Source organism: Haloarcula quadrata, assembly GCF_003634715.1.
Classification (GTDB): Archaea; Halobacteriota; Halobacteria; order Halobacteriales; family Haloarculaceae; genus Haloarcula; species Haloarcula marismortui.
Genome location: NZ_RBWW01000002.1, coordinates 425,982 through 449,991, shown reverse-complemented (window position 1 = coordinate 449,991; position 24,010 = coordinate 425,982). Strand labels below are relative to the sequence as shown.

Sequence of the window (24,010 nt, the reverse complement as noted above, 5' to 3'; positions counted from 1 at the left end):
ATCCCTCGGTATAGTGGTATACTGTCAGCATTTGCGAGAGTATCAGCATCTACCGGTATCGAAATTTGTAGCTGAACCTTCCTCTGAATGGTCTGCTGTGATCTGAACAACCACGAGAATTTTATACATGACATTACAAGCGAAACATTACACGATGGTCCCCTCCACCCGACGCACCCTCCTCCACAGCGTCTGCGGGCTAGCGACAGTTCTGGCCGGCTGTAGCGGGGTTTTCGAGAGCAGCGGCGAATCAACACGCACCACTTCCAAAAACAACGATTCGAGTGCCCCCGGAACTGGTCGGTATCTGACCCGGATACAGTTGTCACACGTGTGGACGCCGACCGTCGGCCAGTCTGGCTCGATGATGGAGACGGTCGGCCGACCGAAAGCCCACACACCCGTCGACTGGAGTCCGAGGTTATCGACACGACATCCAAGGCCGACCGGGTCACCGCTGCTGAAGACGTGGACCGGTCGCTGATCAGGACCTTCCTCGACGAGACTGACTTCGACACAGAAACAGTCTACGTCCAGACTGTGATGATCGAGGAGTGCTTTCGACTAACGCTCTGTCAGATCCGGTGGACGGCGGATAACATCACGACCGACTACGGTTGGGTGAGTCGACCCTACGACGAACCCTGCACAGCAGACAAGGAGGTGTACGCGGTCTGGCTCATTCGGATTCCCGATACGGTCAACGCAGACGACATCTCCAGTTATTCCTCCTCCATTGGAGGCAACAGCTGCGAAAGACAGCGAGTCGGTGCAGAGGGGGAAAGTGGAGACGGAAGCGAGGCAGCACCGAGTAGTGACCGACGCACCCAGATCGGTGGTGAGCAGGCATGACAGATGAGGCGTCTGAGACTGGCGGGAAATCCCCTCAGCTGACCCGGCGGGGTGTGCTCGCCTTGGCTGGGACCAGCGCCATCGCTGGCTGTAGCAGTATCGACAGTCTGGGTGGAGGAAGTAAGGCAACTGTTAATACCTACAATTTGCCCGACATCTCGCGCGACGAAGAGCGAGAGTCTCCTGTCCCCCCTTCGGTCCCGGTTACTATCACATCTGGCTATTTCGACGCCACACGGGAGCGGGTTCGCTGGCTTCTGGCGACGCTTCCCACGCCACTCGGCCCGGAAGAGATCCCGAACGGTCACATTCGCAAGCATCTGACTGACGCCGCAAGCGATGCAACACAGGGTCTCGGTGATGCACGGACGGCCCGAACCGGCTTGATGGCGCTCCGGTCGTTGCGGCGCGCTCGTGAGAACGCCCGCTATGCCGCTGCGGGGTGGGGCGTCGTCGACCGTGGCCTCACCGCCGCTCCACTCCAGGATGAGTACAACCGGACCGTGTCTGGAGCACGCGAAACCCGGCAGGAGCACGAATACGTCGGGGCAGATCCGGTGCGTGCGGCGCTGGTTCACGCCCGAATTGAAGCGGGACTGGAGCGGGCCACTGACACGGATGTCAGGCCACGGGAGGAGTCAGCGCTGCTGTCTGTCGCCGAATGGGGCGAGACAGCCGAGGCGGCCCAAGTGTATCTTAGTGATGCTCGCCACATCCGGGCGCAGTTCACTGCCTCGCTTCCACCCGATGCGGGGTCAGTCAGGCAACCACTGACCGCCGCAGCAAAAGCATTGCTGGCAGACATCCGCGACCAGCAGTCGACCCTGGCGCCGGAACCGAACACGGACGACCGCACCCCTGGGCGGATGGTTTTCGACGAACTCCGTCGGGAAGCCCAGAGCGGTATCAGCCGTCTTGCGTATGCTATCGGGCCCGCGAGCGCTGTTGTCGATGCGAACAGTCAGCTCGCTCGCCTCCGAGCGCTCGACCGCATTCAGACGCGGCGGGAGGCGGAGGAACTCGCTCGGCCATCGGATGCGAAAACGGTTCGAGACATCAGACAGACCGCGTACGATGCACTCACTGCGGCCCTTGAATCGAGCTCACGGTCAGCACTGGCCCGGACGGTTCTCGTCGACGCCGGCCACAAGGTGATGGCCGCTGACCGTAAATTGACCCATCATCAGGGAGAGATTGCGGCGTCCACTCTCGATAGAAGCGTTGCGGACTACTGGTATGCGACAGCACTCGCCCGTTCAGCGTCAGCAGCCACCCAACAGACCGTACAGGCGCTGGAAGGCGATTGAAACAGCGGTTCGAAAACAATATTGCGGCTGACTCGCCGGTCAAAAGAACCGTGTTGACTGCCGTGCAAAAGGACTTATTGAACGTTGTTGCAATACATGAAATTCATAGCCGGTGATACGTTGTGGTACGAAATCACAATGTTACCACTGTTATTCCAGTACTGAACTACTGGGGAACAGAGGCTTTGTACGTTGAGCCCTCCTGTTTGTTTGTAATGGATTCCCGGGAACAGGAGCCTACACAACAGCACGATACTGCAACCCAACCGACAGACGGCTTTGACGAAGAGAAGGCACGACGTGGTGCTCGTCTCCTACTTGAAGCCGCTGGCCGTGACCCCGATTCGGCAGGACTATCGGATACGTGGAGTCGGCGTGTCCCGGACATGTTCGAGACGCTAACAGAAGGCGCTCGGTCCGAGTCGAAACCGATAATGCGTACCTTCGACGCGGAAACCGATGGTCTCATCGTCAAAACCGGAATTCCGCTTCACAGTATGTGCGAACATCATATGCTCCCTTTCCGGGGCGTTGCCCATGTGGCGTACAGACCCGGGGATCAGATGGTGGGGCTGTCAAAGCTCATTCGATACGTCCGGTGGCAGTCACGCCAGCTAACGACACAGGAGACACTCACGCGGGATATCGCAGCCGGCCTAGCCGACGAACTCGACGCTCACGGAGTCGTCGTTGAACTGACTGCAACGCACATGTGCGAAGTCATGCGAGGCATCGAGACGGAGACTAAAACGACGACCAGAGAGCACGTCGGAACCATCAACGAAGCGGACCGCACGCAGTTCAGGGAGTCGGTTCGACGACACACCGGCGGTCCCAACGGCCGTTGAGTGCTAGCGGAGGGTCAAAACTCATCGTATTAGACTAGTGACTGTCTGAGTGTGTGCCTGTTCCGTATAGCACCAGAACGTGAGGGTGTGCCCATCGCGGGCCAAGAGACACAACCGGGACTGACCGCGGGACTGTCAGGGTCCCGATAAAGTAGCCACCACAGCCGGGTCTGAGAACGAAAGGTCGTGGAGATAGCTGACATCGAGATTCCGCGGACACCGACGGGGAAACAATTAGGTGACACGTCGGGATAGCTGCAGTATGGACAGACAACCGCTACCTGAAACTACTGTGCCCGCCAGATGACGTTCGCGGACCAGCCAATCGGCGAGTTTCTCGACGCGGTTGCGTCGGAGCAGGTGACCCCGAGCGGCGGTGCGGTCGCACCTGTCGGCGGTGCGATGGGCGCGGCGCTCTGTGAGATGGTCTGCATTCACACCGTCGACACAGACGGGTCCGAGACAGCGGCCGATGAGCTCATCGATGTTGGCGGGGCTCTAGCTGACCAGCGGGAACGGCTGCTCGACCTTGCTGACGAGGATGCAGCAGCGGTCGATGCGGTCGGGGCCGCATTCGAGTCTGGGGACGCTGATCGGATTCAGGCGGCCTCGAAACGCTCAACCGAGGTGCCACTGGAGACGGCCGAGGTCTGTCTCGACGTGGTCAAGCAGGCCCGTACGGTGACTGCGAAGGGGGCGCCGGTCGCCGTCCCGGACGCAACTGTTGGGGCGCTGCTTGCCGCGGCAGCACTGCAGGCGTCCGTCTCAACTGTCCGGGCTAATCTCGACATGCTAGACGACGAATCAGTCGTGGCAGCGATGAAGCAGCAGGCAGGCAAGGTAGCGGCCGCCGGCGAAGCGGCGCTTGACGAAGCGGTCGCAAACGCGGAGCGGTGAGCGCCGTCCATTCGTTGACAGCTGAATGGCGTCCATTCAACGTCGAGACGACGAAACGCGAAACCTGGAACGTAGGACCGGGTTTCAGAACAGTCCCGAAATGTTGCCGTCCCCGTCGATATCCATGTCGGCCGCGGCCGGACGGGCCGGTAGGCCGGGCATCGTGAGCGCGTCGGCCGTAAGTGCGACGAGGAAGCCCGCGCCAGCGGATGGGTACACTTCGCTGATTTCGAGTTCCCAGCCCTCCGGCGCACCCTTCTGGCTCGCGTCGTCGCTCAGCGAGTGGAAGGTCTTGGACATGACGACCGGGTAGTCGTCGAAGTCGAGGTCGTTCATCTGCTCGATGTCGTCAAGCGCGCCACCGGTGTATTTCACGTCGTCAGCACCGTAGATCTCGGTCGCAACAGTGTGGATTTTCTCCTTGATGCTGTCATCGTCGTCGTACAGCATCCGGAAGTCCTCCTCGTTGCTCTCCTCGGTCGCCTCGATGACGTTCTCGGCGAGGTCGACGCCGCCCTCGCTGCCGTCGGAGAACACGTTCGACTCAGCCGCTCTGACGCCGAGGTCCTCGCGGCAGTGGTCCAGCACGGCCTGAACCTCCTCGTCAGTATCGTCCGGGAAGCGGTTGACGGAGACGACGACCGGGACGCCGAACTTCTGGAGATTCCGCGCGTGCTTATCGAGGTTTGAGAAGCCCGCTTCGACGGCTTCGACGCCGGCCTCGTCGATCTCGTCGTAGTCGACGGGCCACTGGTCGAGTCCGTGATATTTGAGCGCACGAACCGACGCTACGAGTACGACGGCGTTTGGCGTCATGTCGCCCTTGCGACAGACCACGTCCATGAACTTCTCGGCCCCGAGGTCGGAGCCGAAGCCGGCCTCAGTGACGAGGTAGTCGCCCATGCCGAATGCTGTCTTATCGGCGACCAGCGAGTTCGTCCCGTGAGCGATGTTCGCGAACGGTCCGCCGTGGACCAGTGCCGGCGTCCCCTCGATAGTCTGGACGACGTTCGGTTTGATCGCATCCCGGAGAAGCATGGTTGCTGGGCCGGTCGCCTCGATGTCCTCGACGGTCACCGGGTCGCCGTCTTCGTCGTAGGCGACGATGATTCGACTGACGCGCTCTTTCAGGTCCCCGATATCGCTGGCCAGACAGAGGACCGCCATCAACTCGGAGGCCGCCGTCAAAATGAAGCTATCCTCTCGCGGGGTCCCGCCGGTCTTCCCACCGAGGCCGACGACCGTCTCACGGAGTGCGCGGTCGTTCATGTCGATAGCCCGCGGCCAGGAGACGTTGTTGATATCAATATCCAGGTCGTCGCCCTGCGATACCTTCGCATCGAGCATCGCGGCGATAAGGTTGTGTGCTGAGGTGAGTGCGTGGAGGTCGCCGGTGAAGTGGAGGTTAATGTCCTCCATCGGGAGGACCTGCGACCGGCCGCCACCCGCTGCGCCGCCCTTGACCCCGAACACCGGGCCAAGCGACGGTTCTCGGATCGCGATCATCGCCTCCTCGCCGACGTGATTGAGCGTTTGCCCAAGACCGACGGTGGTTACCGTCTTCCCTTCGCCTTTCGGCGTCGGCGTCATCCCGGTTACCAGCACGAGGTTCTGCTCCCTGTTTTCGGCCTGTTCGCGGAGGCGCTCGATGGCGTGTTGTTTGACTTTCGCGGTGTATTCGCCGAAGTACTGGAGGTCGTCGAGGCCGAGTCCCCACGGTTCGACCAGTTCCCAGATCGGCTCCATGTCGGTCGACTGGGCGATGTCGTAGTCCGTCGGAATCGGCTCCTGTGTTTCTTCGGTCGCGGATTGCTCATCCTGTGAAGACATCTCGAATAGCATTTCCCTGCACCGTCGTAATAATGTTAGTGAAGCTGACACTACCGGGATAGGATGTGTTCGAGATGCCGTTGCGGACCCCGAAAGCCACATCATGTATCTCGGCTTACGAGAGTAGTTCTCAGACCCAAGAGCAGGCCGGACAGTAGCGGCCGCGAAGTCGAGATTTGGGAGCATACTTGACCGGTTCCTCAGGCCCAGTATCGGGCGTTTGCACCGATTCAGCCCGAATTGTCATCGGTTCGCACTATCGAAACAGGTCCTCTCTGGGGATAAATTAATCAGGCTGCCGCCGCCCAATTGTGCTATGGAGTACCACGAGTCGGCGGACTACCTGCAGTCGCTACAGCGTCGTCGGCCCAAGTTGGGGACCGATACGACGGCGCGGATGCTCTCACATCTCGGTGACCCGGACGGCAGTTTCGACAGCGTACAGGTCGCCGGGTCAAACGGAAAGGGAAGCACCGCCCGGATGACCGAGAGTGTGCTTAGAGCCGCCGGGCTAGATGTCGGCCTATTTACCTCGCCAGGGTTGAACGGCTTTCGGGAGCAAATCACGGTCAACGGCGGTCGGGTACCGAAAGCGCGGGTGACGGAGTTTGTTGAACAGATAGAGCCCTGTATCAACCAACTGGCTGCCGAGGACGACAAGCCGACACATTTCGAGGTACTCACTGCGCTGGCGCTCTATCACTTCGATGTCGAAGACGTCGACGTGGCAGTCTTGGAAGTCGGTATCGGCGGCCGATACGACGCAACTAGCGCGGTCGATCCCGTCGCAAGCGCTGTCACTAGCATCAGTTTAGAGCACACCGACCTGCTCGGCGACACAATCGAGGAGATCGCTCGCGACAAAGGGCAGGTCGCCCCAAGCGACGCCCCGCTCGTGACGGGAACGGCCGGCGCTGCCCTTGATGCAATCCAAGAGATTACCGACACTATCACTGTCGGTAGTGAGGCGGCCGATGTGACCGCCACGGAGAACGGCATGCGCTCGGCTGTCGAGAACCGCATCTCACTCACGGGCTCTAACTGGGCCCTCGAATCGAACCTCAAGCTGCTTGGCCAGCATCAGGCGGAGAACGCCGGCGTTGCTGCGACGCTGGCCCGACAACTCATCGACGTGGACACGGAAACCATCTCCGAGGGACTGCGGGCCGCGACGCTGCCGGGCCGGTTCGAAGTCCGGTCGACCGACCCGATGGTGGTCCTCGACGGCTCTCACAACCCAGGTGCGATGGAGACGCTGACGACACTCATCGGGCGGTATGAGTACGACGACCTCCACGTGGTCTTCGCCGCGATGCAGGACAAGGAGTACGAGCAGATGATTGCGACGCTTCCGGCTGTCGAGACGGCCTTCGCGACGCGACCGGCGGTCGACCGAGCCGCGAGCACCGAATCGCTCGCTGCCGCGTTTGAGGGGCAGGCAGCACAGATACAGCAGGTTGAGTCCGTCCCCGAAGCCACCGAACGAGCAATAGCTACGGCCGGCGAAGACGACTTCGTGCTCGTGGCGGGGTCGCTCTACGCGGTGGCCGAAGCTCGGGACCGCTGGAGTCGGCTGGTCGTTCCCAAGGAGAACCTCCAGCAGGCGTCCACGGGAGAGACTGCTGGAGTCGAAAACGAGCCACAACTCCACCAGCAGATGCTCTCGGTCACAGTGCGGCGCGACCAAGCAGGAGTCGTCAAACAAGAGTTCGAAGACTGCGGCGGGACCTGTACCTGTTCGACTGTCGGGATGCCGGAGAAACTTGTCGACACGACGCTTTCGGGGACGCCGCGACAATTTCAACAGCTCACCGACCGGCTGGCTTCGGCGGGGTTGGGGCTCGGTTGCCTCGCCATACAATTCGAAGAGATGCTGTCTGAGCGGTCGTTCCCGCCGCCGTTTGACGGTGAAGAGGCGGCTGTGATGGGTATTCTCAACGTCACGCCAGATAGTTTCTACGACGGTGGCGAGTACAACCGTCGAGACCTTGCTATCAGTCACGCGGAACAGATGATCGAATCCGGGGCCGATATCGTCGATATCGGCGGCGAGAGCACGCGTCCTGGGGCAGAGCCGGTGTCTATTGAAACGGAAATTGATCGCGTAGTACCGGTCATAGAGGCCGTTTCGTCGCTTGACACGACTGTCTCCGTAGATACACGAAAGGCTGCCGTCGCTGACGCGGCGCTGGACGCCGGTGCTGACATCGTCAATGACGTGTCGGGACTGTCGGACCCCGAGATGCGGTTCGTGGTTGCCGACCACGACGCGTCCGTTATCCTGATGCATAGCCTGTCTGCGCCAGTGGACCCAGGTCGGACTGTGACCTATGACGATGTCGTCGATGACGTGCTTCGAGACCTCACGGAGCAGATACTGCTCGCCGAGCAGGCCGGTATCGACCGTGAACAGATTATCATAGACCCCGGCTGCGGGTTCGGGAAAAACGCCGCCGAATCGTTCGAACTTGTCGACCGGCTCCACGAGTTTCAGGCGCTCGGCTGTCCGGTGTTGGTCGGGCACTCCCGGAAGTCGATGTTTGCCGAGATGAGCGACGCAGAAGCGGACAGGCTGCCGCCGACGCTGGCAACGACAGCGCTTGCCGCTGAACGCGGGGCTGACGCCGTTAGGGTCCACGATGTCTCCGAGAACAACGCCGTGCTCAAGACCGTTTCAGCGACGGCGACTCGGCCATCCCAGCTTCGACAACAGTGATACCTGTGCAACCCCAAGAACGTGTATGGTACAGTTTCCGGTTCAACTCGGCTCGGGTCTGCTCGAGTCCGTCGGGCAGGTGGCAGCAGTCGCTGGAACCGTCGTCCTTCTGTTGATACTCGTCGGTCTGGGTGCCTTCGCGTACAAGAGCCTCGTCGGAGACGGCATCCGCTGGCCTGATGAGCAGGAAGAGATGGACAGTGACAATGACGACGGTGTCGTGCAGGGAAGCCGTGAGGACGACTGGAAGTACTACTGAAGGCGAATCCAACTCGCGTGTGAACGGACAGGGCTCCACTCTTGATCCTGTAGCCGTTTCGAAGCACCATACAGTCGGCCACGCGACGGCACTCCGGTTGGTGTGTATTGTCTAATCGGTACTGTGGTCGTAGGAGTGTTCAAACTCCCAGTGGTACCGACAGTCCGTACAGGTCGCCCACTCGGGGATGTCGAACCGCTCGGGATGTCGTTTACCGTGTTCCATCTGGCTTCGACAGACCGGGCACGTGAAATATAGGAGGGTCATGTCAGCGAATTCGTCGTGGCCATATTCACCGACACACCGTGGACAGTCGATGCTGTCACGCGCGTTGTGCTGGAAGATTTCCGACTCGCATCGTGGACACTCGACTGTCGCTGGCGGCCGTCTCGCCCACCCGATGTCACCATCGTATGTCGTTGTTGCCGTGTCCATGCTCGACAGCCTGAACTTGTTCGGCCCGTCATTACGCTGGAGCGGCGCAACGACTCGCTTGCCAACCCAGACAAGCTTCGAGAGCAGAACTGCGGGCCATTTAGACACTGTGACATGGTATGTATTCTGACCGCTTAAATCTCCGGGCGGGCCGGCGCTAACCCAGTGCTGTGCGGTCGGTAGGTTTTCACGGCGACCCACGGTATGTGGAGTATGAGTTTTGACGCAGCTGCCAGCGTCGCGCCGAGCCTCCCGAGGCTGGCGGCAACCATTTGGAACCCCGTTGTGGGACAGCTCGCGCCCGGCGTTAGCACTGAACTGTCCAGACCGCTCCGCGGGCTCGGCTCGTTCGTTCTCGTGCTCGTGGCTGGCGCACTGGTACTCCGCCTGCGGCAGAGCTACGTCGACGAGTCGGTCAACGCGATTTTAGACAGCCCGGCGACGGCTGTCCTTTACGGCATCGCTGGATACATGATCGTCGGTATTGTCGGCCTCTACGGGGCAACGACGCTGGCCCGCCTCAGTGTCGCTGGCGGGGTGTTCGTCCGCATCGCGATTCTTGTCAGTAGCGCGTTCGTCCTGGTCCTCACAAGCTTCGGGTTTCTCGTCGTCGGCACGCTCGTCACCGATACTCTGTCCAATCGACAACCGGTGTTGGGCCTGCTCATCGGCGCATCACTCAGTGCTGTTCTCTGGGTCCTGTTTTCACCTGCTGGCAGTATCGTGTCTAGCCTTGCCATCGCCGCGTTCGGAATCGGCGGTGCTGCCCGGCTCTGGATACACTCTGAACGGACGGTCGAAACAGAACTGGGTGGTCGGTAGTGTGAGCAGTTCCGACCACTGTTAGCGATAGCGCCCAGATCTGACCGGGCGAGACGGAAAACGCCAAAACGCGAGCGCTTCAGTCAGTGCTAGTTGCCGTGTCGTCTCCCGGGTCTGAGATATCCGTCACCATCTCGTCGCCAGCGGTCACGACATCTACGTCATCCCGCTCAGAGAGATCCTGAATTGTCTCTGCGAACTCTTCGGATTCGAGTATCTGGTACTCGTTATCGAGCCCCAGATACACCGTGTAACACATCAGACACAGGATGAGCGCGAACGGGAGCCCCGTGGTGATTGCGGCCGTCTGGAGCGCCGTCAGCCCGCCCCCAATGAGCAGGATCGACGCGACAAGCCCCTCAGTGAGGGCCCAGAAGATCCGCTGTGTCCGCGGAACGTCGTGTTTCCCGCCCGAGGTCAGGTGGTCGATGACCAGAGACCCCGAGTCCGACGACGTGACGAAGAACGTGATGACCAGCAGGGTCGCCAACAGGCCGCTAATCACGCCAAGCGGGAACTGCTCCAGCAGGGCAAACATCGCAACGGTCTGGCCGACTTCGTTGTACGTCGCCAGCGCCTGTCCGTTCCCCATCAGTGAGTTGAACATCGCGCTGCCGCCAAACACCGACAGCCAGAGCGTCGAGAACATCGACGGAAGGAACAGGACGCCGAGAACGAACTCCCGGACGGACCGTCCCTTCGAAATGCGTGCGATGAACATCCCGACGAACGGCGACCACGCGATCCACCAGCCCCAGTAGAACACTGTCCATGCGGTGGGGGTCCCGTTCGCCGCTTCGTTGAGCGTCCCGGTAAAGAACCCGAGCGCGAGAATGTTTCCGAAGTAGGCCCCGAGGCCCTCGGTCCACGTCCCGAAGATGTACACCGTCGGGCCCACGATGACGAGGAACCCGAGCAGTGCGAACATCAGGTAGAGGTTGAGCGTACTCAGCCGCTTGACACCGCCATCAAGCCCCGCCGCGACCGAGAGGGTCGCGATGAGCGTAATCCCAGCGATGAGGGCGACTTGCGGCCAGGTTCCTGTCGGGATATTTACCGCGCCGAGCATATCACCGCCCACGTAGGAGAGTCCCGTATTGACCTGCGCAACACCGAGTCCCAGCGAGGTTGACAGTCCGAACAGCGTCGCGAACACCGTTACGAGGTCGATGATGTGGCCCGGCCAGCCGTAAATCCGCTCGCCAAGCAGGGGCCAGAATATCGACCGGAAGGTAAGTGGGAGCCCGCGGTTAAACGAGAAGAACGCGAGACCGAGTCCCACGAGGCCATACACCGTCCACGGGTGAAAGCCCCAGTGGAAGAACGTCTGTGCCATCGCGGCGGACGCTGCCGCACCGGTTCCAGCTTCGGCCCCAAAGAAACTCGGCGGGTTCTGGAAGTAATACAGCGGTTCTGAGACGCTGAAGAACATGAGGCCAATACCCATGCCGGCGCTGAACAACATCGCCATCCAAGAGAAATCACTGAACTCTTTTTCGGCTTCAACGCCGCCGATTCTGATATTGCCGTACTTGCTGAAGGCGAAGTACAGCAAAGTAATGATGAACACGTTCACCGCCAGCAGGTAGAACCAGCCGAAGGTGTCACCGATGGTGTTGAACAGCCACGTGTACGCGGAGGCTGCTGTGTCGCCCAGCAGTATCGTTATGGCGATAAATAACGCAATGATCGCCAGCGCCACCGGGAAGACCACCGGGTGGATATCGAATCCAGCCGCCTGGATGTTCGTGTCACCGGGCTCGCGGTCGGACTCCGGGTGGAACAGTTCTACCTGGAGCCCGTCCGACATTCCGCCGGTTTGGTCGTCACTATCTGCCATACGTTACCCCTCTCGAACGCGGTAGTGATCTGTGGTGTCTCATTGTCGTCGTTTCGGTCTCGCTCTGTCATGGTCCGTTGCTACCGTCATGCCAGCGACATCCCGGCGTCGGGCGTCTGCAGCATTCGCATCCTGTTTATCTCACTGTACTCGCCTGTGCGGGCACGGCGTGCCCGCGGAGCTATTGTCGACGTGTTTTATGTGCTACACAGTCTCATACATATGCACTGATGCAACTCTAATAAAACTTCACCTTAGACAGCAGTATATCATGGACTGAGGCGCTATACTGCGGTGGTTCGGCAGACACGTACTCAATCTAGTACATTGAGGTTTGCTGGCCGTCGGTGAGTCGTTCGATCATCTCGCGTTCCAGTGGGCGCGTATTTATTTCGGAATCCCACCTACCACCAGTATGGGACGACTTCTGGCAACGGGGGCAGCTGCGGTGGCAGCACTGCTGATGGGTGTCGGCCTCATCGGGATGACAGTTGGGGACTTTCGGCTTGCAGGATTCAGCTTCCTCAGCGCCAGTCTGGTGATCTACATACGCGAGACGCGATTGATAGACGCGTAGTAGAGTTAAATATCGTTGACACTCATCCGCTGGCTAATGACTGGGATACTCGACGTTCGGACCACCTTGTCCGTCGTTCCGCCGAGCAGGTTCCCGAGTTTTCCGCGGAACGCTGAGCCCAGAACAATCGCGTCCATGCCTTCGCCTTCAGCAAACTCGACGATCTTTTCGCTGGGCGCGCCAGTTTTGAAGTGCGTCTCGTAGTCAACACCGTGTTCTTCGGCGACAGTCCCGAGATTTGCCAGCACCTCCTCCCCGTAGTCTCGGTACTCCTCGCGCATCTCCTCCTCGTCATCTCTGAGCGCAAGCGCACGGGGCGTGCCCGGCAGATCGATTACGTACAATGCATGGACTGTGGCGTCGAGTGCAGCGGCGAGTTCGATGCCGTGTTCTGCCCCTTTCCGGGCCTCATCGCTACCGTCATACGGGACGAGTATGTGGTCGTACATGGTACCTGACTCATGTGTACTTCCATCACACACCTGTTATAGGTTTCCCCGCTCACGGCGTCGGTCCATCAGTCTGAGCGCCGGTTCCGGCTCACAGTGCGCCGCTTTTGGCCTCCCGTGCAACGTTATCGACGGGATAGCCCGCATCACGTATCGCCGTGATAATACTCTGTGCGTGCTCGGCACCGCTCGTTTCGACGTTAAATACGAGATACGCCTCCCCGATTTCGAGATTCTCGACGGACCGTTCGTGCCGAACGTCGTGGATGTTGGCTCCCTGTCTGGCGATGACGCCAGATATCTCCTCCATCACACCCGGCTGGTCATCGATCCGAACCCGGAGCTGGAGGAGCTGCTGGCGCTCCGTGAGTGCATGAATGAGAACCTCTCGCATCTGTGTCATATCGAGGTTCCCGCCACAGAGCAGCGGCATCACCGTTTCACCCGACACGTCGAGGCTGTCACTCAGTATGGCAGCCACGGAGGCGGCCCCGGCACCTTCCACGACCTGTTTGGCTCGTTCCATCAACAGGAGAATCGCCTGTGCGATATCGGTGTCCGAAACCGTCACGACTTCGTCGACGTTCGCCTCGATGATGTCGAGCGTCGTCTCCGAGATACCGCCCGTAGCGATACCGTCGGCGATGGTATCGACTTCATCAAGCACGACCGGAATCCCTTTGTCAAGGCTTTCATGCACCGTCTCAGCGCCGGTCGCCTGCACACCGATGACGCGCGTCTCGGGCGAGAGGTGCTTGATTGCGGTCGAGACACCGCTGATAAGTCCGCCGCCGCCAATGGGGACGATGACTGTGTCGACATCGGGGCAGTCGTGGTACATTTCCGTTCCGAGGGTCCCCTGTCCAGCAATGATGTCCAGATCGTCATAGGCGTGAACGAACTCGGCGTCGGTCTCCTCGACGACAGCTTTGGCGTGGGACATCGTCTCCTGAAAGTCGTTGCCGACCAGTTCGACGCTTCCGCCGTAGGCCCTCGTGGCGTCGATCTTGGCCTGTGGCGCGTTCTCCGGCATGAAAATCGTTGACTCTGCCCCACATTTCGTCGCGGCGAGAGCGACACCCTGGGCGTGGTTCCCGGCGCTGGCGGCGACGAAGGACTCCACGTCATCGGCAACGTCCTGCGAGATCTTGTTGTACGCGCCTCTGGTTTTGAACGACCCTGTCCACTGGAGGTGCTCCATCTTCAGGTACACCTCGGCGTCGACGAACCCACCAAGGGACGAGCTCCGTTCGACTGGCGTCTTCTTTACAACTGTGTCGTCGTCCAGACGTTCGCGGGCTCGTTCGATGTCTGCGTATGTGACGGGTAGCGTGTCCGATTCGGTATGTGTCATATGTTGATATCGTCTCGGGCCTGCTGTCAAAGTTGTTGGGGCATCGCGGTGTCCTGTTATTTGATGATCCGGTCTCGGGTCGGATCGAACAGCGGCTCGTCGCGTACGGTCGCGTCGTATGTCTCGCCCTCACACTGTATCTGAACCGACGTGCCGGCTTCGGCGTGTTCGGTCGGAACGTATGTGTATGCAATCGACTCGTCGATGCTGTAGCCGTAGTTTCCGGCTTGCACGTAGCCGATTGCGTCGCCGTCTTTTGTCACTGGCCGCCCACTCAGCATGATATCTGTCGAGTCATCGAGCGTGAGTGGCGTGATTTTGCTCTCAATACCCTTCTCACGCGCGGTTTCGAGGGCCTCCTTGCCGATAAACTCCGTATCCATGTCGACGGCGAAGGGCAGACCGGCTTCGAAGGGATTCGAGTCCGTGTCGATGTCCGTCCCCCAGAGACGGTAGCCTTTCTCTAATCGCATGGAACTGAGCGCGCCGCCACCCATCGGTCGGACACCGAGGTCCTCGCCGGCGTCTTGCAGCGTCTCCCAGAGGCGCTGGCCGTACTCCGTCGGCGCCCACAGCTCCCACCCAAGCTCGCCGACGTAGGAGACCCGTAATGCGATGACCGGCACGTCGCCGACGTACATCTGCTTGGCGCTGAAATAGGGGAAGCCGTTGTTGGTCACATCCGCGTCGGTGCATCGCTGGAGAAGGAGCCGCGCGTTCGGCCCCCAGAGGCCGATTGTGGATTTTGCACCTTCCTCAACATGGACCGACACGGTTGCGGGAGCCTCGTCTTCGAGGTGACCGCCGTGGATGCCGGGTGAGTTCCCGCCGCCGGTCGTCACCATGAACTCCTCGTCGTCGAGTTTGACGACAGTGATATCGGCGAGGATGCCGCCGCCCTCGTTCAACAGCAGCGAGTAGCGGACCTGTCCAGTATCGAGGTCCATATCGTTGCTACAGACCCGCTGGAGGAACGCCTGGCTCCCCTCGCCCTCAACCATGATGGAGCTGAACGTCGTCATGTCGAACATCGACACCTTCTCGCGGGTGTGGAGATGCTCCGCGGCCTCGATTTTCGAGCGATTGATTCCCTGCCAACCGCGCTGGTCGGGAATCCGGTCCTCGTAGGTCTCGACTAAGTCGGCGTTTGACTCGTACCACTGTGGCGTCTCCCAGCCACCGCTCTGGTAGAACTCCGCCCCGAGTTCCTTCTGCTGATGATAGAACGGGCTGGTCCGGAGTGTGCGGTGGTCATCAGGCTGCCACCGGGGCTCGACAATGCTGTAGACCTGCTCGTAGCGCTTGGCCCCGCGGTCAACGAAGTAGTCCTTCTCGCCCGCGTGGGGTTCGAACCGTCGGACGTGAATGCCGCCGGTGTCGACCGGCCCGGACGGCAGGCGCGGAACGCCGTTCTCCATCCACTCAGCGAGGATGCGGCCGTAACCCCCGGAGTGGGTCCACCAGATAGCCAGCCCTGTCCAGAGACCGTCAACCTGTGCCGTCTCCCCGACGGCCGGCATCCCGTCGGGCGTGAAGACGAAGATGCCGTTTTCGGTGGCCTCGTACTCGACGTCCTGTGTCGCCGGCAGTAGTTCGTCGAAGGCCTGTTTCGCGGACTTGTCCCGGCCACGGTGGGTTGGCGTCTCCCAGTGTTCTTTCGTGAACCCTCTAACCGATGCCTGGTGTTCCTCGGAGTTCTTGCCCATCGCCTCAGGGTCAACCGAGAGCGTCTCGTGGTTGTACGACCCCATCCCGAGCGCGTCACCGTGAGTCCGGAAGTACAGCGAGTGGTCCTGATCGCGACCGACGGGCTGGTGTGGCCCTTCGCTCATGTACTCCGCGATAGAGCGGTCCCCCGGAACCTCCAGCCCCGTCGTGTTGTCGCCGACAGAGGACTCGACGCCGGCGAGTTCATCCATCGGCTCGGTGACCACGTACTGATGTTCAACCGGGGCAATCGGAAGGTCGAGCCCAGCCAGCTGGCCGGTCTGGTAGCCCCAGTTGTTCGTCGCAATAACGGCTCGCTCGCAGTCGATGCGGCCCTGTGCGGTCTCGACAGCGTTGATTTCGCCCCCCGAAACATCCAGATCGGTGACCTCAGTGTTCCCGTAGAACGACGCCGTGGAGTGTTCCATGTACCACTGAAGCGCGCCGATGCCGTCGACGCGTCCGTCAGTCGGCGAGTAGTAGCCACCGAGAATTTCGTCCTTGTCAACCAACGGAAGGTGTTCGGTGACCTCCGCAGGCGAGAGCAATTGTGGTTCCGGCAGCCCGTAAGAAGTCGCCCACTCGACACGCCGACGGAGGAAGTCCATGCGCTCCTCGCTGCGAGCCACTTCGATGCCGCCGACCTCGTCGTAGACGCCGGCGTCCGAAAGGAGCCGACTGGTGTAGTGGGCCGTCTTCGTCTGTATCTTCGACGGCGAGGTCTGGAACATTATTCCAGGGGCGTGGACCGATGAACCGCCGGTGACCGGGAGCGGTCCCTGGTCGATGACGACAACGTCCTCCGCGCCGAGTTCTGTCAGGTGATACGCGACACTACACCCGACGGCCCCGGCACCGATAACAACAGTATCCGCCCGAGACGGGGGAGTCTCTGTGCTCATGTATCTCGTTTGGGACTGTTTCTGTCACAATGTTAAATACACCGGTGGCGACAATCGCAGTTTGGCTTATTCCTGTCTTTTAGCCACTTTACCTGCGTAATAGTCGGCATCTGTAGTTTGGGTCCAGACCACGGCAGGGGTAAACGACGCCGAACCACAGCATACTCCGTCGCTGACAATATCTGGTCTCCCGGCAGCTGCAACAGTCGCTGTCGGTCGCTTGGTCGCAGATATCGCGCGATAGCAGGATTACACAGCGGCTCTAGCCTGCAAAAGTGACTGTTTCGGTGATGGACGGCTCGTCAGACCGGGCGGAGACGGTCAGACCGGGGCTCCCAGAGCGACCCGTCCATGCGTACGTCGTGTACGTCGGCCAGCGTGTCCTTGACTGTCTGTCCCTGTTTGCTCATCGCCGCGGCGAGGATACCCAGCGGGACACCGCTCCGGAAGTAGTTGTCCAGTTCACGGAGGACGTGGACGACGCCGCCCGAGGTGGGGGCCTGTGAGACAGCGCGGTGCTCCGCGGTGACCCACTCGATGTCTGTGTCCATAAGCTGCTGCCGGCGGCGGTAGAAGTTAACGACCTCGTTAGCTGTGGTGGTTGCTACCCTGGCATCGGTCCTGACACACTGCGCGACGAACGGGGCATCGGCCCGCTGGCTCTGTCGTGTCATTGAGGTCAGGCCTCGTAGGCTTCCTGAGCGAGCCGATGCAGTCGGTGGACGGTGTGCTCGTTCGGTCCCAGTTGTGCCTGCGCGAGCGCGCCCGACTTGAGCCCCTCGTACTGGCGCTCGACGAGTTCGAAGTCCTCCTCCTGGAGTTGCCGGCTCGTCTGGACGAACTCCTGTTCGGCGTCAGTCATCTCCTCGTCGCTGAAGTAGTAGTCGGCGATGAGTTGGAAGCGACCTTCATCAATCGGGTCGATGATGTACGTGCCGTATCCGTCCGCCGTCCCATACATATTGACGGTAAAGTTCGGCCAGAAGTAGTAGAACTTGGCCTCGTGTTCGTCGTGAATCCGCATTTCGTCCTCAACATCTTCGTCGTGGGTGTAATGCAGAATCCAGTGATAGTCGTTGACTTCGAGTTCCGACTCCGCCAACTCGATGTCAGTTATCCAATCCTGATGGTTCGCGTGGCAGTGGTCACACTCGGAGTAATTGCCAGCGAATGTCTTCCAGTTGCACTCGACCTCGGAGACGTACCGCGCAGCGTGTTCGTACTCACCAAGCGGCATGGCCTCGAGTTCTGATTTCAGCGTTCCCGCTTGCTCGGCCAGCGGCATTGGGTCCTGGGCGAAGTTGAGGAAGACGAACGGCCCGATTCGGTCGGTTTCGACTTCGCTGAGGCTGTTCTCACTGGCGTCCATGCCACAGACCTCATCGTCGCTCAGGTCCGGATTGAGCCCTGCTTCTTCGAAGCTCTGTGGCGTGCTCTCGAGGTCACCGTCGAGGTCGTACGACCACATGTGGTACGGACAGCGGATTCGCCCCATGTTTTCAGGGTCGGTCATGGGCGTGTCCTCGACCATCTTCGAGCCCCGGTGGGCACAGACGTTGAAGAACGCCCGTATCTCGTCGTCGTGGCCACGGACGATGATGACTTGCCTGTCGCCAATGGTCCGGGTAAAGTACGCACCCGGCTCGGTAATCGCGTTCGCATGCCCGGCGTACACCCAGTAGCGACCGAATATCTTCTCCTTCTCCAGTTCGTGTATCTCCGAGCTTGTAAAGTATTTAGCTGGAAGGGCGTTCGTTTCGTCGGTTATATCGGAACTAACTGCTGCGACATCGTCATTTGACTGGTTCCACCTCGTCATACGTGTGGTTTTGGCCTCGTATACCACATCACCATTGACCACAGATAGTACACCCGTTTAAGCGGGCCTGGAAAGTTCTGACTCCTTTCGAGGACACGCGACGCCCTCAGACCGCATCTGTTGAAAAAGTAGCTACCGGTACCACTCAGGAGACCAGCGGTTCCTCGCGGACGGTTGCATCGTACCGCTCGCCCTCGTAGAGGATTTCGACGCTGGTCCCGGGTTTGGCGTACTCGGGTGGCAGATACGTGTAGGCCACGCAGGCGCCTTCGGTGTAGCCGTACTCGGCGCTGTGGAGATAGCCGATGGTCTCGTCGCCGTCAAGGACCGGTTTGTTGTCGAGGACAACAGCGTCCTCGTCATCGAGGGTCAGACAGGCTACCTTGTGGTCGATGTTGTCGCCGTCGGCGGCCGCCGCGACCGCCTCCTTGCCGATGAAGTCGGTTTCGAGGTCGACGGCCCAGCCGAGGCCGGCCTCGTAGGGATTGTGCTCCGTGTGGAGGTCCTTCCCCCAGAGTCGGAACCCTTTCTCGATTCGCAGCGAGTTCAGCGCGCCGTTGCCGTACGGGCGAATGCCGTACTCCTCGCCGGCCTCCATGATGTGCTCCCAGAGGCGTTCGCCGTACTCCGAGGGCGTGTAGAACTCCCACCCGAGTTCACCCGCGTACGAGACGCGGAGTGCGGTCACAGGGATGTTCTTCACGAAGAACTGCTGGCTCGTGAAGAACGGGAAGGCGTCGTCGGAGAGGTCAACGTCGGTGACCTTCGAGAGGACTTTCCGAGCGTTCGGCCCAGTACAGACCATCGCCGCGAGACTGGAGGTCACGTCGTTGACGACCACGTCGTCGGGGGACTGCTCGCGCACCCACGCAACGTGGTTGTTCCCGACTTCACGACCGGTGGTCAGCAGGAGGTAGCGGTCTTCGTCGGTTCGCGTGACCGTGATGTCTGCCCGGACGCCGCCGCCTTCGTTGCACATCAGCGTGTATTTCACGTCGTTCACGTCGATGTCCATGTCGTTCGTACAGAGGTACTGGACGAACTCCCCGGCGTCGCTCCCGATGACCTCCATCTTGTTGAAAGAGGTCATGTCGTGGAGACCGACGTTGTTGCGAACGTTCAGCGCCTCAGCACCTTCGATTGGTGACCAGTACTTCGCTTCCCAGCCTTCGCGGTCGGGAATCCGGTCGCCGTACTCCGCCAGCAGGTCGGCATTGGAATCGAACCAGTGTGGTTCCTCCCAGCCGGCCTCGGCCCACAGTTCAGCGTCGTACTTCTTGTGGGTGTGGTACATCGGGGTTCGGCGGATGTCCCGCTGTGTCTCGGTCCAGACCCACTTGGGGTGCATGATGTTGTAGACGATGCGGTACTCCTCGCCGCCGATATCCCGAGCGAAGTCCCAACTGCCCTCGTGCTCGTCGAAGCGGTTCACGTCACAATGGGCGAGGTCAATCGGGCCGGAGGGGAGCCGCGGGACGCCGTGTTCCATCCACTCGGCAAGCGCCTTGCCGGCACCCCCGGCGTGCGTGACCCAGATAGCCGCCGCCGTCCAGAGGCCGTCGTACTCCTGTACGGGACCCATCACGGGGAGTCCGTTCGGGGACTCCGCGAACATCCCGTTGTACTTGTGTTCGAGCTCCTTGCCGGCCGTCGCGGGGAGCAGTTCGTCGCTGGCCTGACGAGGCGCCTTGTCCGGCCGGTCCGGATGGGTCGCGTTGTTCATGTGATAGTCCGTGAACTCGTGGACCGACCCCTGCTCGCCGTCAGGGTCGTTCCCACCGAGGTCCTGCGGGTCGGGCACGATGGGGTCGTGATTGTACGAGCCGATACCGTAGGAATCCCCGTGGTTCCGGTAGTACATCGCGTTGTCTTGGTCACGGAGAATCGGCCGGTCCGGACCGACAAGAAGCCGCTTTGCTTTCTCGCCGGAGACGTTCTCGTAGTTCTCGAACAGCGGGTGGTCGGTGATATCGACCGCGCTATCGGCCAGTTCATCGAGTGACTCCGTCATCGTGTACTGGTGTTCGACCGGCGTTACCGGCAGGTGCACATCAAGTTTCTCGCCGAGCTGGCGGGCCCAGATATTGGTCGCCACCACCACCTCGTTGCACTCGATACTGCCGTTCTCCGTGATGACAGCTTGTACCGAACCGTTCTCGGTCTCGACATCCTCGGTGCGCGTGTGTGGAACGAACTTCGCGCCCCTCTCCATCGCTTCTCTGGCAAGCGCGTCGCAGGCGACGACGCCGGAGACCTGCCCGTCTGTTGGGGAGTAGTAGCCGCCCTTGATCTGGTCGGCGTCGACAAGCGGGAGGTGTTCAGTCACTTCCGCGGGCGAGAGCAACTGCGGGTCCTCGATGCCCCAGGCCTTGGCGTATTCGACGCGGCGCTGGAGGAAGTCCATACGCTCCTCGCTGCGTGCGACTTCGATGCCACCTGTTTCGTTGTAGGCTTGGTGCCCGTCGGCCCCTTCGAGGTCCGAGTACAGCCGACGGCTGTAGTCCGCAAACTGGCTGAGAACCTTCGGTTCCGCGGTCTGAAACATGATTCCGGGGGCGTGCGTCGACGATCCACCCGTGGTCGGCATTGGCCCCTGATCGACTACGACAACGTCCTCGCGGCCGAGCTCTGTCAGCTGGTAGGCGATGTTGCAGCCGACGATTCCAGCACCGACAATGACGGTATCGGCCTGAGTCGGCAGGCTATCGGTAGGCTCCATAACTCTGGGTAAAACGTGCTATGGCGTGGCAATATAGTTACCGCCTGACCCGCCGCTTTTGCAAATTGACATTGAAGCATCACGTAGTGTTTCAGAATAACAGGAGTACCATTGTTAATAAATTTGGGTCCCCTATGGTGGTTGTCAATTCTGTTCGAAGCCGTCTAATTGCTCTCAACTGCCCTATTGTATCATCAAGTTGTGTGTTACCAGTCAGCTCTAATGACTTCCACACGATGCGTTCACACCATCGATGGCCCTGTATCGGGCAGTGCCTCTGTTTCGAAAGAGTATCACAGCACCGCTCCATGCGGCACAGCGGTGCTTCTGCTCCCAGCGTTTTTTATTTGCGCGACGCTAGACATTGATATGGATTACACGGCCGTCACGCACACCACGACTGACCGACGGCTCGGGCGGTTGCCGTCGGGTCGGGACGTGTCTGTGACTGTCCACCGATACGTCGGCGGCCCCGGACCGACGGTGTACATCCAGGCGGCGCAACACGGCATCGAACTCAACGGCCCAGCCGCGTTACGTCGACTGCACGACCGCCTGACTGACGCAGCCATCGCTGGGACGGTGCTTGTCGTCCCGGTGGTGAACCAGCTCGCATTCGACCACCGGTCATACATGACTCCCGGCGAGTACGACGTGATGAACCCGAATCTGAACCGCGTGTGGCCGGGCGACGAGTGTGGGAGCCTCCAGAAACAGTTTGCCGCTCGACTGTGGGAACTTGTCCAAGACGCCGACGCGGCGGTCGACCTCCACACCGGCACAGCAGATATGCTGGAACACGTCAGATGCCGGGCGGGCGACCCGGCCGCTGAGCGCCTCGCTGAAGCGTTCGGTACTTCTTACAGACTCACCGACAGGCCCGAAGACAACGGCGGCGACGGGTCCAGCGGGACGTTCCGTGCTGCGACTGCGGAAGCCGGGATTCCGGTTATCACTGCAGAACTGTCGAACAGTCGTCGGATAGCACAGGACGCGGTTGCGGCTGGTGTCGACGGAATACAGAATCTTCTGCGCGCGCGGGCAGTCCTTCCATCAGAGCCGGAACCACAGGCTGCGCAGACGGTACTCCGAAACGATGCGGAGCCAGTCACCGCATCGGAATCGGGCTTGTTTGAGTGTCGACCGGACATCGCCGTCGGCGACACCGTCGACGCCGGGGAGCGATTAGGGACTGTCTACGAGCCCGCCTCGTTCGAGAAACAACAGGTCGTCACAGCGACAGAAAGAGGAGTGATATTCTCGCTTGCCAGGGAGTCTGTTGTCGTGAAAGGGGAGCGCCTTGCAGGCATCGCAATACCGCGATAACCAACACGAGTCCGAGGAATCGTTGACGGGCATAATGCTTTAGGCGTGCGTTGCTGGCCGCAGTATTGTGGATGTTTATAAATGGGTTCGGTATTCCACACCTATCTCTACACCATAACGTGTCATAGTCTCTCAATGACATGGGACTTCACGCCGCTTTCACTGCGCTCGCGGAGGTCATCGATGCGTACGAATCCCGCGGCCGGTCAATCGAGACCGTCGAAGCATCACCGGCCGGCACCGGTGATGCAGTCCTCGATGTGACGGTAGCGATGCCGGTCTCGCTACGTTCCGGCGGCGGCGCTGATGCGGGCCTCACGCCGGAGACGGCGGGGCTGACCGAGAGCGGTGACCTCGAAGTCACGTTCTCACCGTCGGCTACTGAACTCCCGTCGACTGCCGGTGCTTCATTGTCGATAGCCAATGCCTCGGCGACAGTCACCGACGACGGCTTGCTCCTGACGGTACAGCTGACAATCGACGCGACGGCGGCGGGCGAGGCAGCCAGCGTCGACTGTAGACCGAAACAGGCTGACGCCGCCGATGCAGCAACCGCCACCGCAGCACATTCGGCCGATACCAGCGAGGGTGACGATGCCTCGCTCGACGGGTCGGCTGTCTCGGATTCGGAGCCTGTCAGTGACGGAGACGACGGTTCACAGGAGGGCCTACAATCAGACGGCGCGTCTACAGTGGATACGCAGTCTGATAGCGAGACCGACTCCGAATCCGACCCATTCGCCGCCGTCCGAGACGACTCCGTGCCACCGTACGAGGACACCGACTACCTGCAAGCACTGTACGACGAGTGCGACAACTTCAGAGCCATCGCTGAGCAGATACAGATGGACGTCTCCTCTGAGACGGTCCGCCGATACATGATAGAAGCGGATATCCACGTCCCGAACACGTACAATACGTCCAGTGATGACGAGGAAGACCCGTCGGTTGAATCAGAGACTTCGGATGAGGACGCGGCCCAGTCTGGGGCTATGGATGAGGACGAGCAGATCAGCGTGACGGAGCCTGTCTCAGCCGAGTCGTCCGGTCCCGCCGGAGAATCGGTCGGAGAACTCCCTGACGAGCAACTGGTCACTGACGGGATTGGACTCCCGACTGATGTTAAACTGCAAGACGTTGCGGATGCAGTCGTCGATTCGGACACAGTGTACGAGGTGCAGCGATGCCTGAGTCTCGACCGTGGCCAGACCCGGGACCTGCTGGAACAGCTTAATCTTCTAGATCTCGTCCTCTGCCGGCTCGCAGACGAACCGGACCATGCTGTCTCCTACGGGACTGTTGCCAGTCGAATCCGGCAGTGTGCCCCTCATAGCGCGTGATACAAAGAACT

At 60.5% G+C, this 24,010-nt stretch carries 19 protein-coding genes; 10 read left to right on the top strand and 9 right to left on the bottom strand.

Annotated features, from left to right (window positions below):
- The first annotated feature begins 333 nt into the window (after positions 1–333).
- The 4 genes from BDK61_RS19395 (at position 334) to BDK61_RS19380 (ending at position 3,904) form a co-directional block, all read left to right on the top strand.
- Positions 334–852, top strand: coding sequence for a hypothetical protein (locus tag BDK61_RS19395; RefSeq protein ID WP_121304208.1), 519 nt, complete (start codon positions 334–336; stop codon positions 850–852).
- Entirely contained in the window at positions 849–2,159 is a 1,311-nt protein-coding gene (locus BDK61_RS19390) for a hypothetical protein (RefSeq protein ID WP_208644699.1), read from the top strand. The genes BDK61_RS19395 and BDK61_RS19390 overlap by 4 nt, the downstream gene beginning before the upstream one ends.
- Before the next feature lie 215 nt (positions 2,160–2,374).
- Entirely contained in the window at positions 2,375–3,007 is a 633-nt protein-coding gene (gene folE, locus BDK61_RS19385) for a GTP cyclohydrolase I (RefSeq protein WP_121304204.1), read from the top strand.
- Positions 3,008–3,310: 303 nt separating this feature from the next.
- On the top strand, positions 3,311–3,904 hold the full coding sequence (locus BDK61_RS19380; RefSeq protein WP_004965921.1) for a cyclodeaminase/cyclohydrolase family protein: 594 nt from the start codon (positions 3,311–3,313) through the stop codon (positions 3,902–3,904).
- Between the two features lie 84 nt (positions 3,905–3,988).
- Here BDK61_RS19380 and BDK61_RS19375 read toward each other — a convergent pair whose 3' ends face one another.
- Entirely contained in the window at positions 3,989–5,734 is a 1,746-nt protein-coding gene (locus tag BDK61_RS19375) for a formate--tetrahydrofolate ligase (protein ID WP_049919410.1), read from the bottom strand.
- Between the two features lie 316 nt (positions 5,735–6,050).
- Here BDK61_RS19375 and folP point away from each other — a divergent pair, with 316 nt between their 5' ends.
- Together folP and BDK61_RS19365 are read left to right on the top strand one after the other, a co-directional pair.
- Positions 6,051–8,450: a dihydropteroate synthase gene (folP, locus tag BDK61_RS19370; RefSeq protein WP_121304202.1), complete on the top strand. Its 2,400-nt coding sequence runs from the start codon at positions 6,051–6,053 to the stop codon at positions 8,448–8,450.
- A 25-nt stretch (positions 8,451–8,475) separates the two neighbouring features.
- Complete coding sequence (locus BDK61_RS19365; protein WP_004965927.1) at positions 8,476–8,709, top strand: hypothetical protein; 234 nt, start codon at positions 8,476–8,478, stop codon at positions 8,707–8,709.
- A 111-nt stretch (positions 8,710–8,820) separates the two neighbouring features.
- Here BDK61_RS19365 and BDK61_RS19360 read toward each other — a convergent pair whose 3' ends face one another.
- Positions 8,821–9,252: a hypothetical protein gene (locus tag BDK61_RS19360; protein ID WP_244209914.1), complete on the bottom strand. Its 432-nt coding sequence runs from the start codon at positions 9,250–9,252 to the stop codon at positions 8,821–8,823.
- Between the two features lie 105 nt (positions 9,253–9,357).
- Here BDK61_RS19360 and BDK61_RS19355 point away from each other — a divergent pair, with 105 nt between their 5' ends.
- Positions 9,358–9,966: a hypothetical protein gene (locus BDK61_RS19355; RefSeq protein ID WP_049938614.1), complete on the top strand. Its 609-nt coding sequence runs from the start codon at positions 9,358–9,360 to the stop codon at positions 9,964–9,966.
- Between the two features lie 79 nt (positions 9,967–10,045).
- Here the strand turns inward: BDK61_RS19355 and BDK61_RS19350 are convergent, their stop codons facing one another.
- Positions 10,046–11,806: a BCCT family transporter gene (locus tag BDK61_RS19350; protein ID WP_121304200.1), complete on the bottom strand. Its 1,761-nt coding sequence runs from the start codon at positions 11,804–11,806 to the stop codon at positions 10,046–10,048.
- Positions 11,807–12,221: 415 nt separating this feature from the next.
- Here BDK61_RS19350 and BDK61_RS23605 point away from each other — a divergent pair, with 415 nt between their 5' ends.
- Entirely contained in the window at positions 12,222–12,383 is a 162-nt protein-coding gene (locus tag BDK61_RS23605) for a hypothetical protein (RefSeq protein WP_160164325.1), read from the top strand.
- Positions 12,384–12,388: 5 nt separating this feature from the next.
- Here BDK61_RS23605 and BDK61_RS19345 read toward each other — a convergent pair whose 3' ends face one another.
- The 6 genes from BDK61_RS19345 to BDK61_RS19320 all read right to left on the bottom strand — a co-directional run bounded on the left by BDK61_RS19345 (position 12,389) and on the right by BDK61_RS19320 (position 21,333).
- Positions 12,389–12,832, bottom strand: a complete 444-nt coding sequence (locus BDK61_RS19345) for a universal stress protein (protein ID WP_121304198.1) — start codon at positions 12,830–12,832, stop codon at positions 12,389–12,391.
- Between the two features lie 91 nt (positions 12,833–12,923).
- A complete protein-coding gene (gene ilvA / locus BDK61_RS19340; RefSeq protein ID WP_004965938.1) occupies positions 12,924–14,186 on the bottom strand; it encodes a threonine ammonia-lyase in 1,263 nt (420 codons plus the stop codon).
- A gap of 56 nt (positions 14,187–14,242) precedes the next feature.
- On the bottom strand, positions 14,243–16,795 hold the full coding sequence (locus BDK61_RS19335) for a GcvT family protein (protein ID WP_121304196.1): 2,553 nt from the start codon (positions 16,793–16,795) through the stop codon (positions 14,243–14,245).
- A 302-nt stretch (positions 16,796–17,097) separates the two neighbouring features.
- Positions 17,098–17,469 (bottom strand): hypothetical protein, encoded by a 372-nt coding sequence (locus BDK61_RS19330; RefSeq protein ID WP_121304194.1) that lies wholly within the window; start codon positions 17,467–17,469, stop codon positions 17,098–17,100.
- A gap of 5 nt (positions 17,470–17,474) precedes the next feature.
- Entirely contained in the window at positions 17,475–18,614 is a 1,140-nt protein-coding gene (locus BDK61_RS19325) for an aromatic ring-hydroxylating oxygenase subunit alpha (protein ID WP_004965943.1), read from the bottom strand.
- A gap of 145 nt (positions 18,615–18,759) precedes the next feature.
- Complete coding sequence (locus BDK61_RS19320; RefSeq protein ID WP_121304192.1) at positions 18,760–21,333, bottom strand: GcvT family protein; 2,574 nt, start codon at positions 21,331–21,333, stop codon at positions 18,760–18,762.
- A gap of 369 nt (positions 21,334–21,702) precedes the next feature.
- On the opposite strand from BDK61_RS19320, the gene BDK61_RS19315 reads away from it, so the two are divergent.
- Positions 21,703–22,659 (top strand): succinylglutamate desuccinylase/aspartoacylase family protein, encoded by a 957-nt coding sequence (locus BDK61_RS19315; protein WP_007190534.1) that lies wholly within the window; start codon positions 21,703–21,705, stop codon positions 22,657–22,659.
- A 140-nt stretch (positions 22,660–22,799) separates the two neighbouring features.
- Positions 22,800–23,999: a hypothetical protein gene (locus BDK61_RS19310; protein ID WP_004965949.1), complete on the top strand. Its 1,200-nt coding sequence runs from the start codon at positions 22,800–22,802 to the stop codon at positions 23,997–23,999.
- The last annotated feature ends 11 nt before the right edge of the window (positions 24,000–24,010 follow it).

What these genes read in the sequence shown, in the direction of transcription:
- BDK61_RS19310 (WP_004965949.1), top strand. Translation starts at nt 22,800, where the DNA reads ATGGGACTTCACGCCGCTTTCACTGCGCTCGCGGAGGTCATCGATGCG.
- ilvA (WP_004965938.1), bottom strand. Translation starts at nt 14,186, where the DNA reads ATGACACATACCGAATCGGACACGCTACCCGTCACATACGCAGACATC.
- BDK61_RS19320 (WP_121304192.1), bottom strand. Translation starts at nt 21,333, where the DNA reads ATGGAGCCTACCGATAGCCTGCCGACTCAGGCCGATACCGTCATTGTC.
- BDK61_RS19365 (WP_004965927.1), top strand. Translation starts at nt 8,476, where the DNA reads ATGGTACAGTTTCCGGTTCAACTCGGCTCGGGTCTGCTCGAGTCCGTC.
- BDK61_RS19390 (WP_208644699.1), top strand. Translation starts at nt 849, where the DNA reads ATGACAGATGAGGCGTCTGAGACTGGCGGGAAATCCCCTCAGCTGACC.
- BDK61_RS19330 (WP_121304194.1), bottom strand. Translation starts at nt 17,469, where the DNA reads ATGACACGACAGAGCCAGCGGGCCGATGCCCCGTTCGTCGCGCAGTGT.
- BDK61_RS19335 (WP_121304196.1), bottom strand. Translation starts at nt 16,795, where the DNA reads ATGAGCACAGAGACTCCCCCGTCTCGGGCGGATACTGTTGTTATCGGT.
- BDK61_RS19315 (WP_007190534.1), top strand. Translation starts at nt 21,703, where the DNA reads ATGGATTACACGGCCGTCACGCACACCACGACTGACCGACGGCTCGGG.
- BDK61_RS19355 (WP_049938614.1), top strand. Translation starts at nt 9,358, where the DNA reads ATGAGTTTTGACGCAGCTGCCAGCGTCGCGCCGAGCCTCCCGAGGCTG.
- folE (WP_121304204.1), top strand. Translation starts at nt 2,375, where the DNA reads ATGGATTCCCGGGAACAGGAGCCTACACAACAGCACGATACTGCAACC.
- BDK61_RS19375 (WP_049919410.1), bottom strand. Translation starts at nt 5,734, where the DNA reads ATGTCTTCACAGGATGAGCAATCCGCGACCGAAGAAACACAGGAGCCG.
- folP (WP_121304202.1), top strand. Translation starts at nt 6,051, where the DNA reads ATGGAGTACCACGAGTCGGCGGACTACCTGCAGTCGCTACAGCGTCGT.
- BDK61_RS19345 (WP_121304198.1), bottom strand. Translation starts at nt 12,832, where the DNA reads ATGTACGACCACATACTCGTCCCGTATGACGGTAGCGATGAGGCCCGG.
- BDK61_RS19325 (WP_004965943.1), bottom strand. Translation starts at nt 18,614, where the DNA reads ATGACGAGGTGGAACCAGTCAAATGACGATGTCGCAGCAGTTAGTTCC.
- BDK61_RS19350 (WP_121304200.1), bottom strand. Translation starts at nt 11,806, where the DNA reads ATGGCAGATAGTGACGACCAAACCGGCGGAATGTCGGACGGGCTCCAG.
- BDK61_RS23605 (WP_160164325.1), top strand. Translation starts at nt 12,222, where the DNA reads ATGGGACGACTTCTGGCAACGGGGGCAGCTGCGGTGGCAGCACTGCTG.
- BDK61_RS19380 (WP_004965921.1), top strand. Translation starts at nt 3,311, where the DNA reads ATGACGTTCGCGGACCAGCCAATCGGCGAGTTTCTCGACGCGGTTGCG.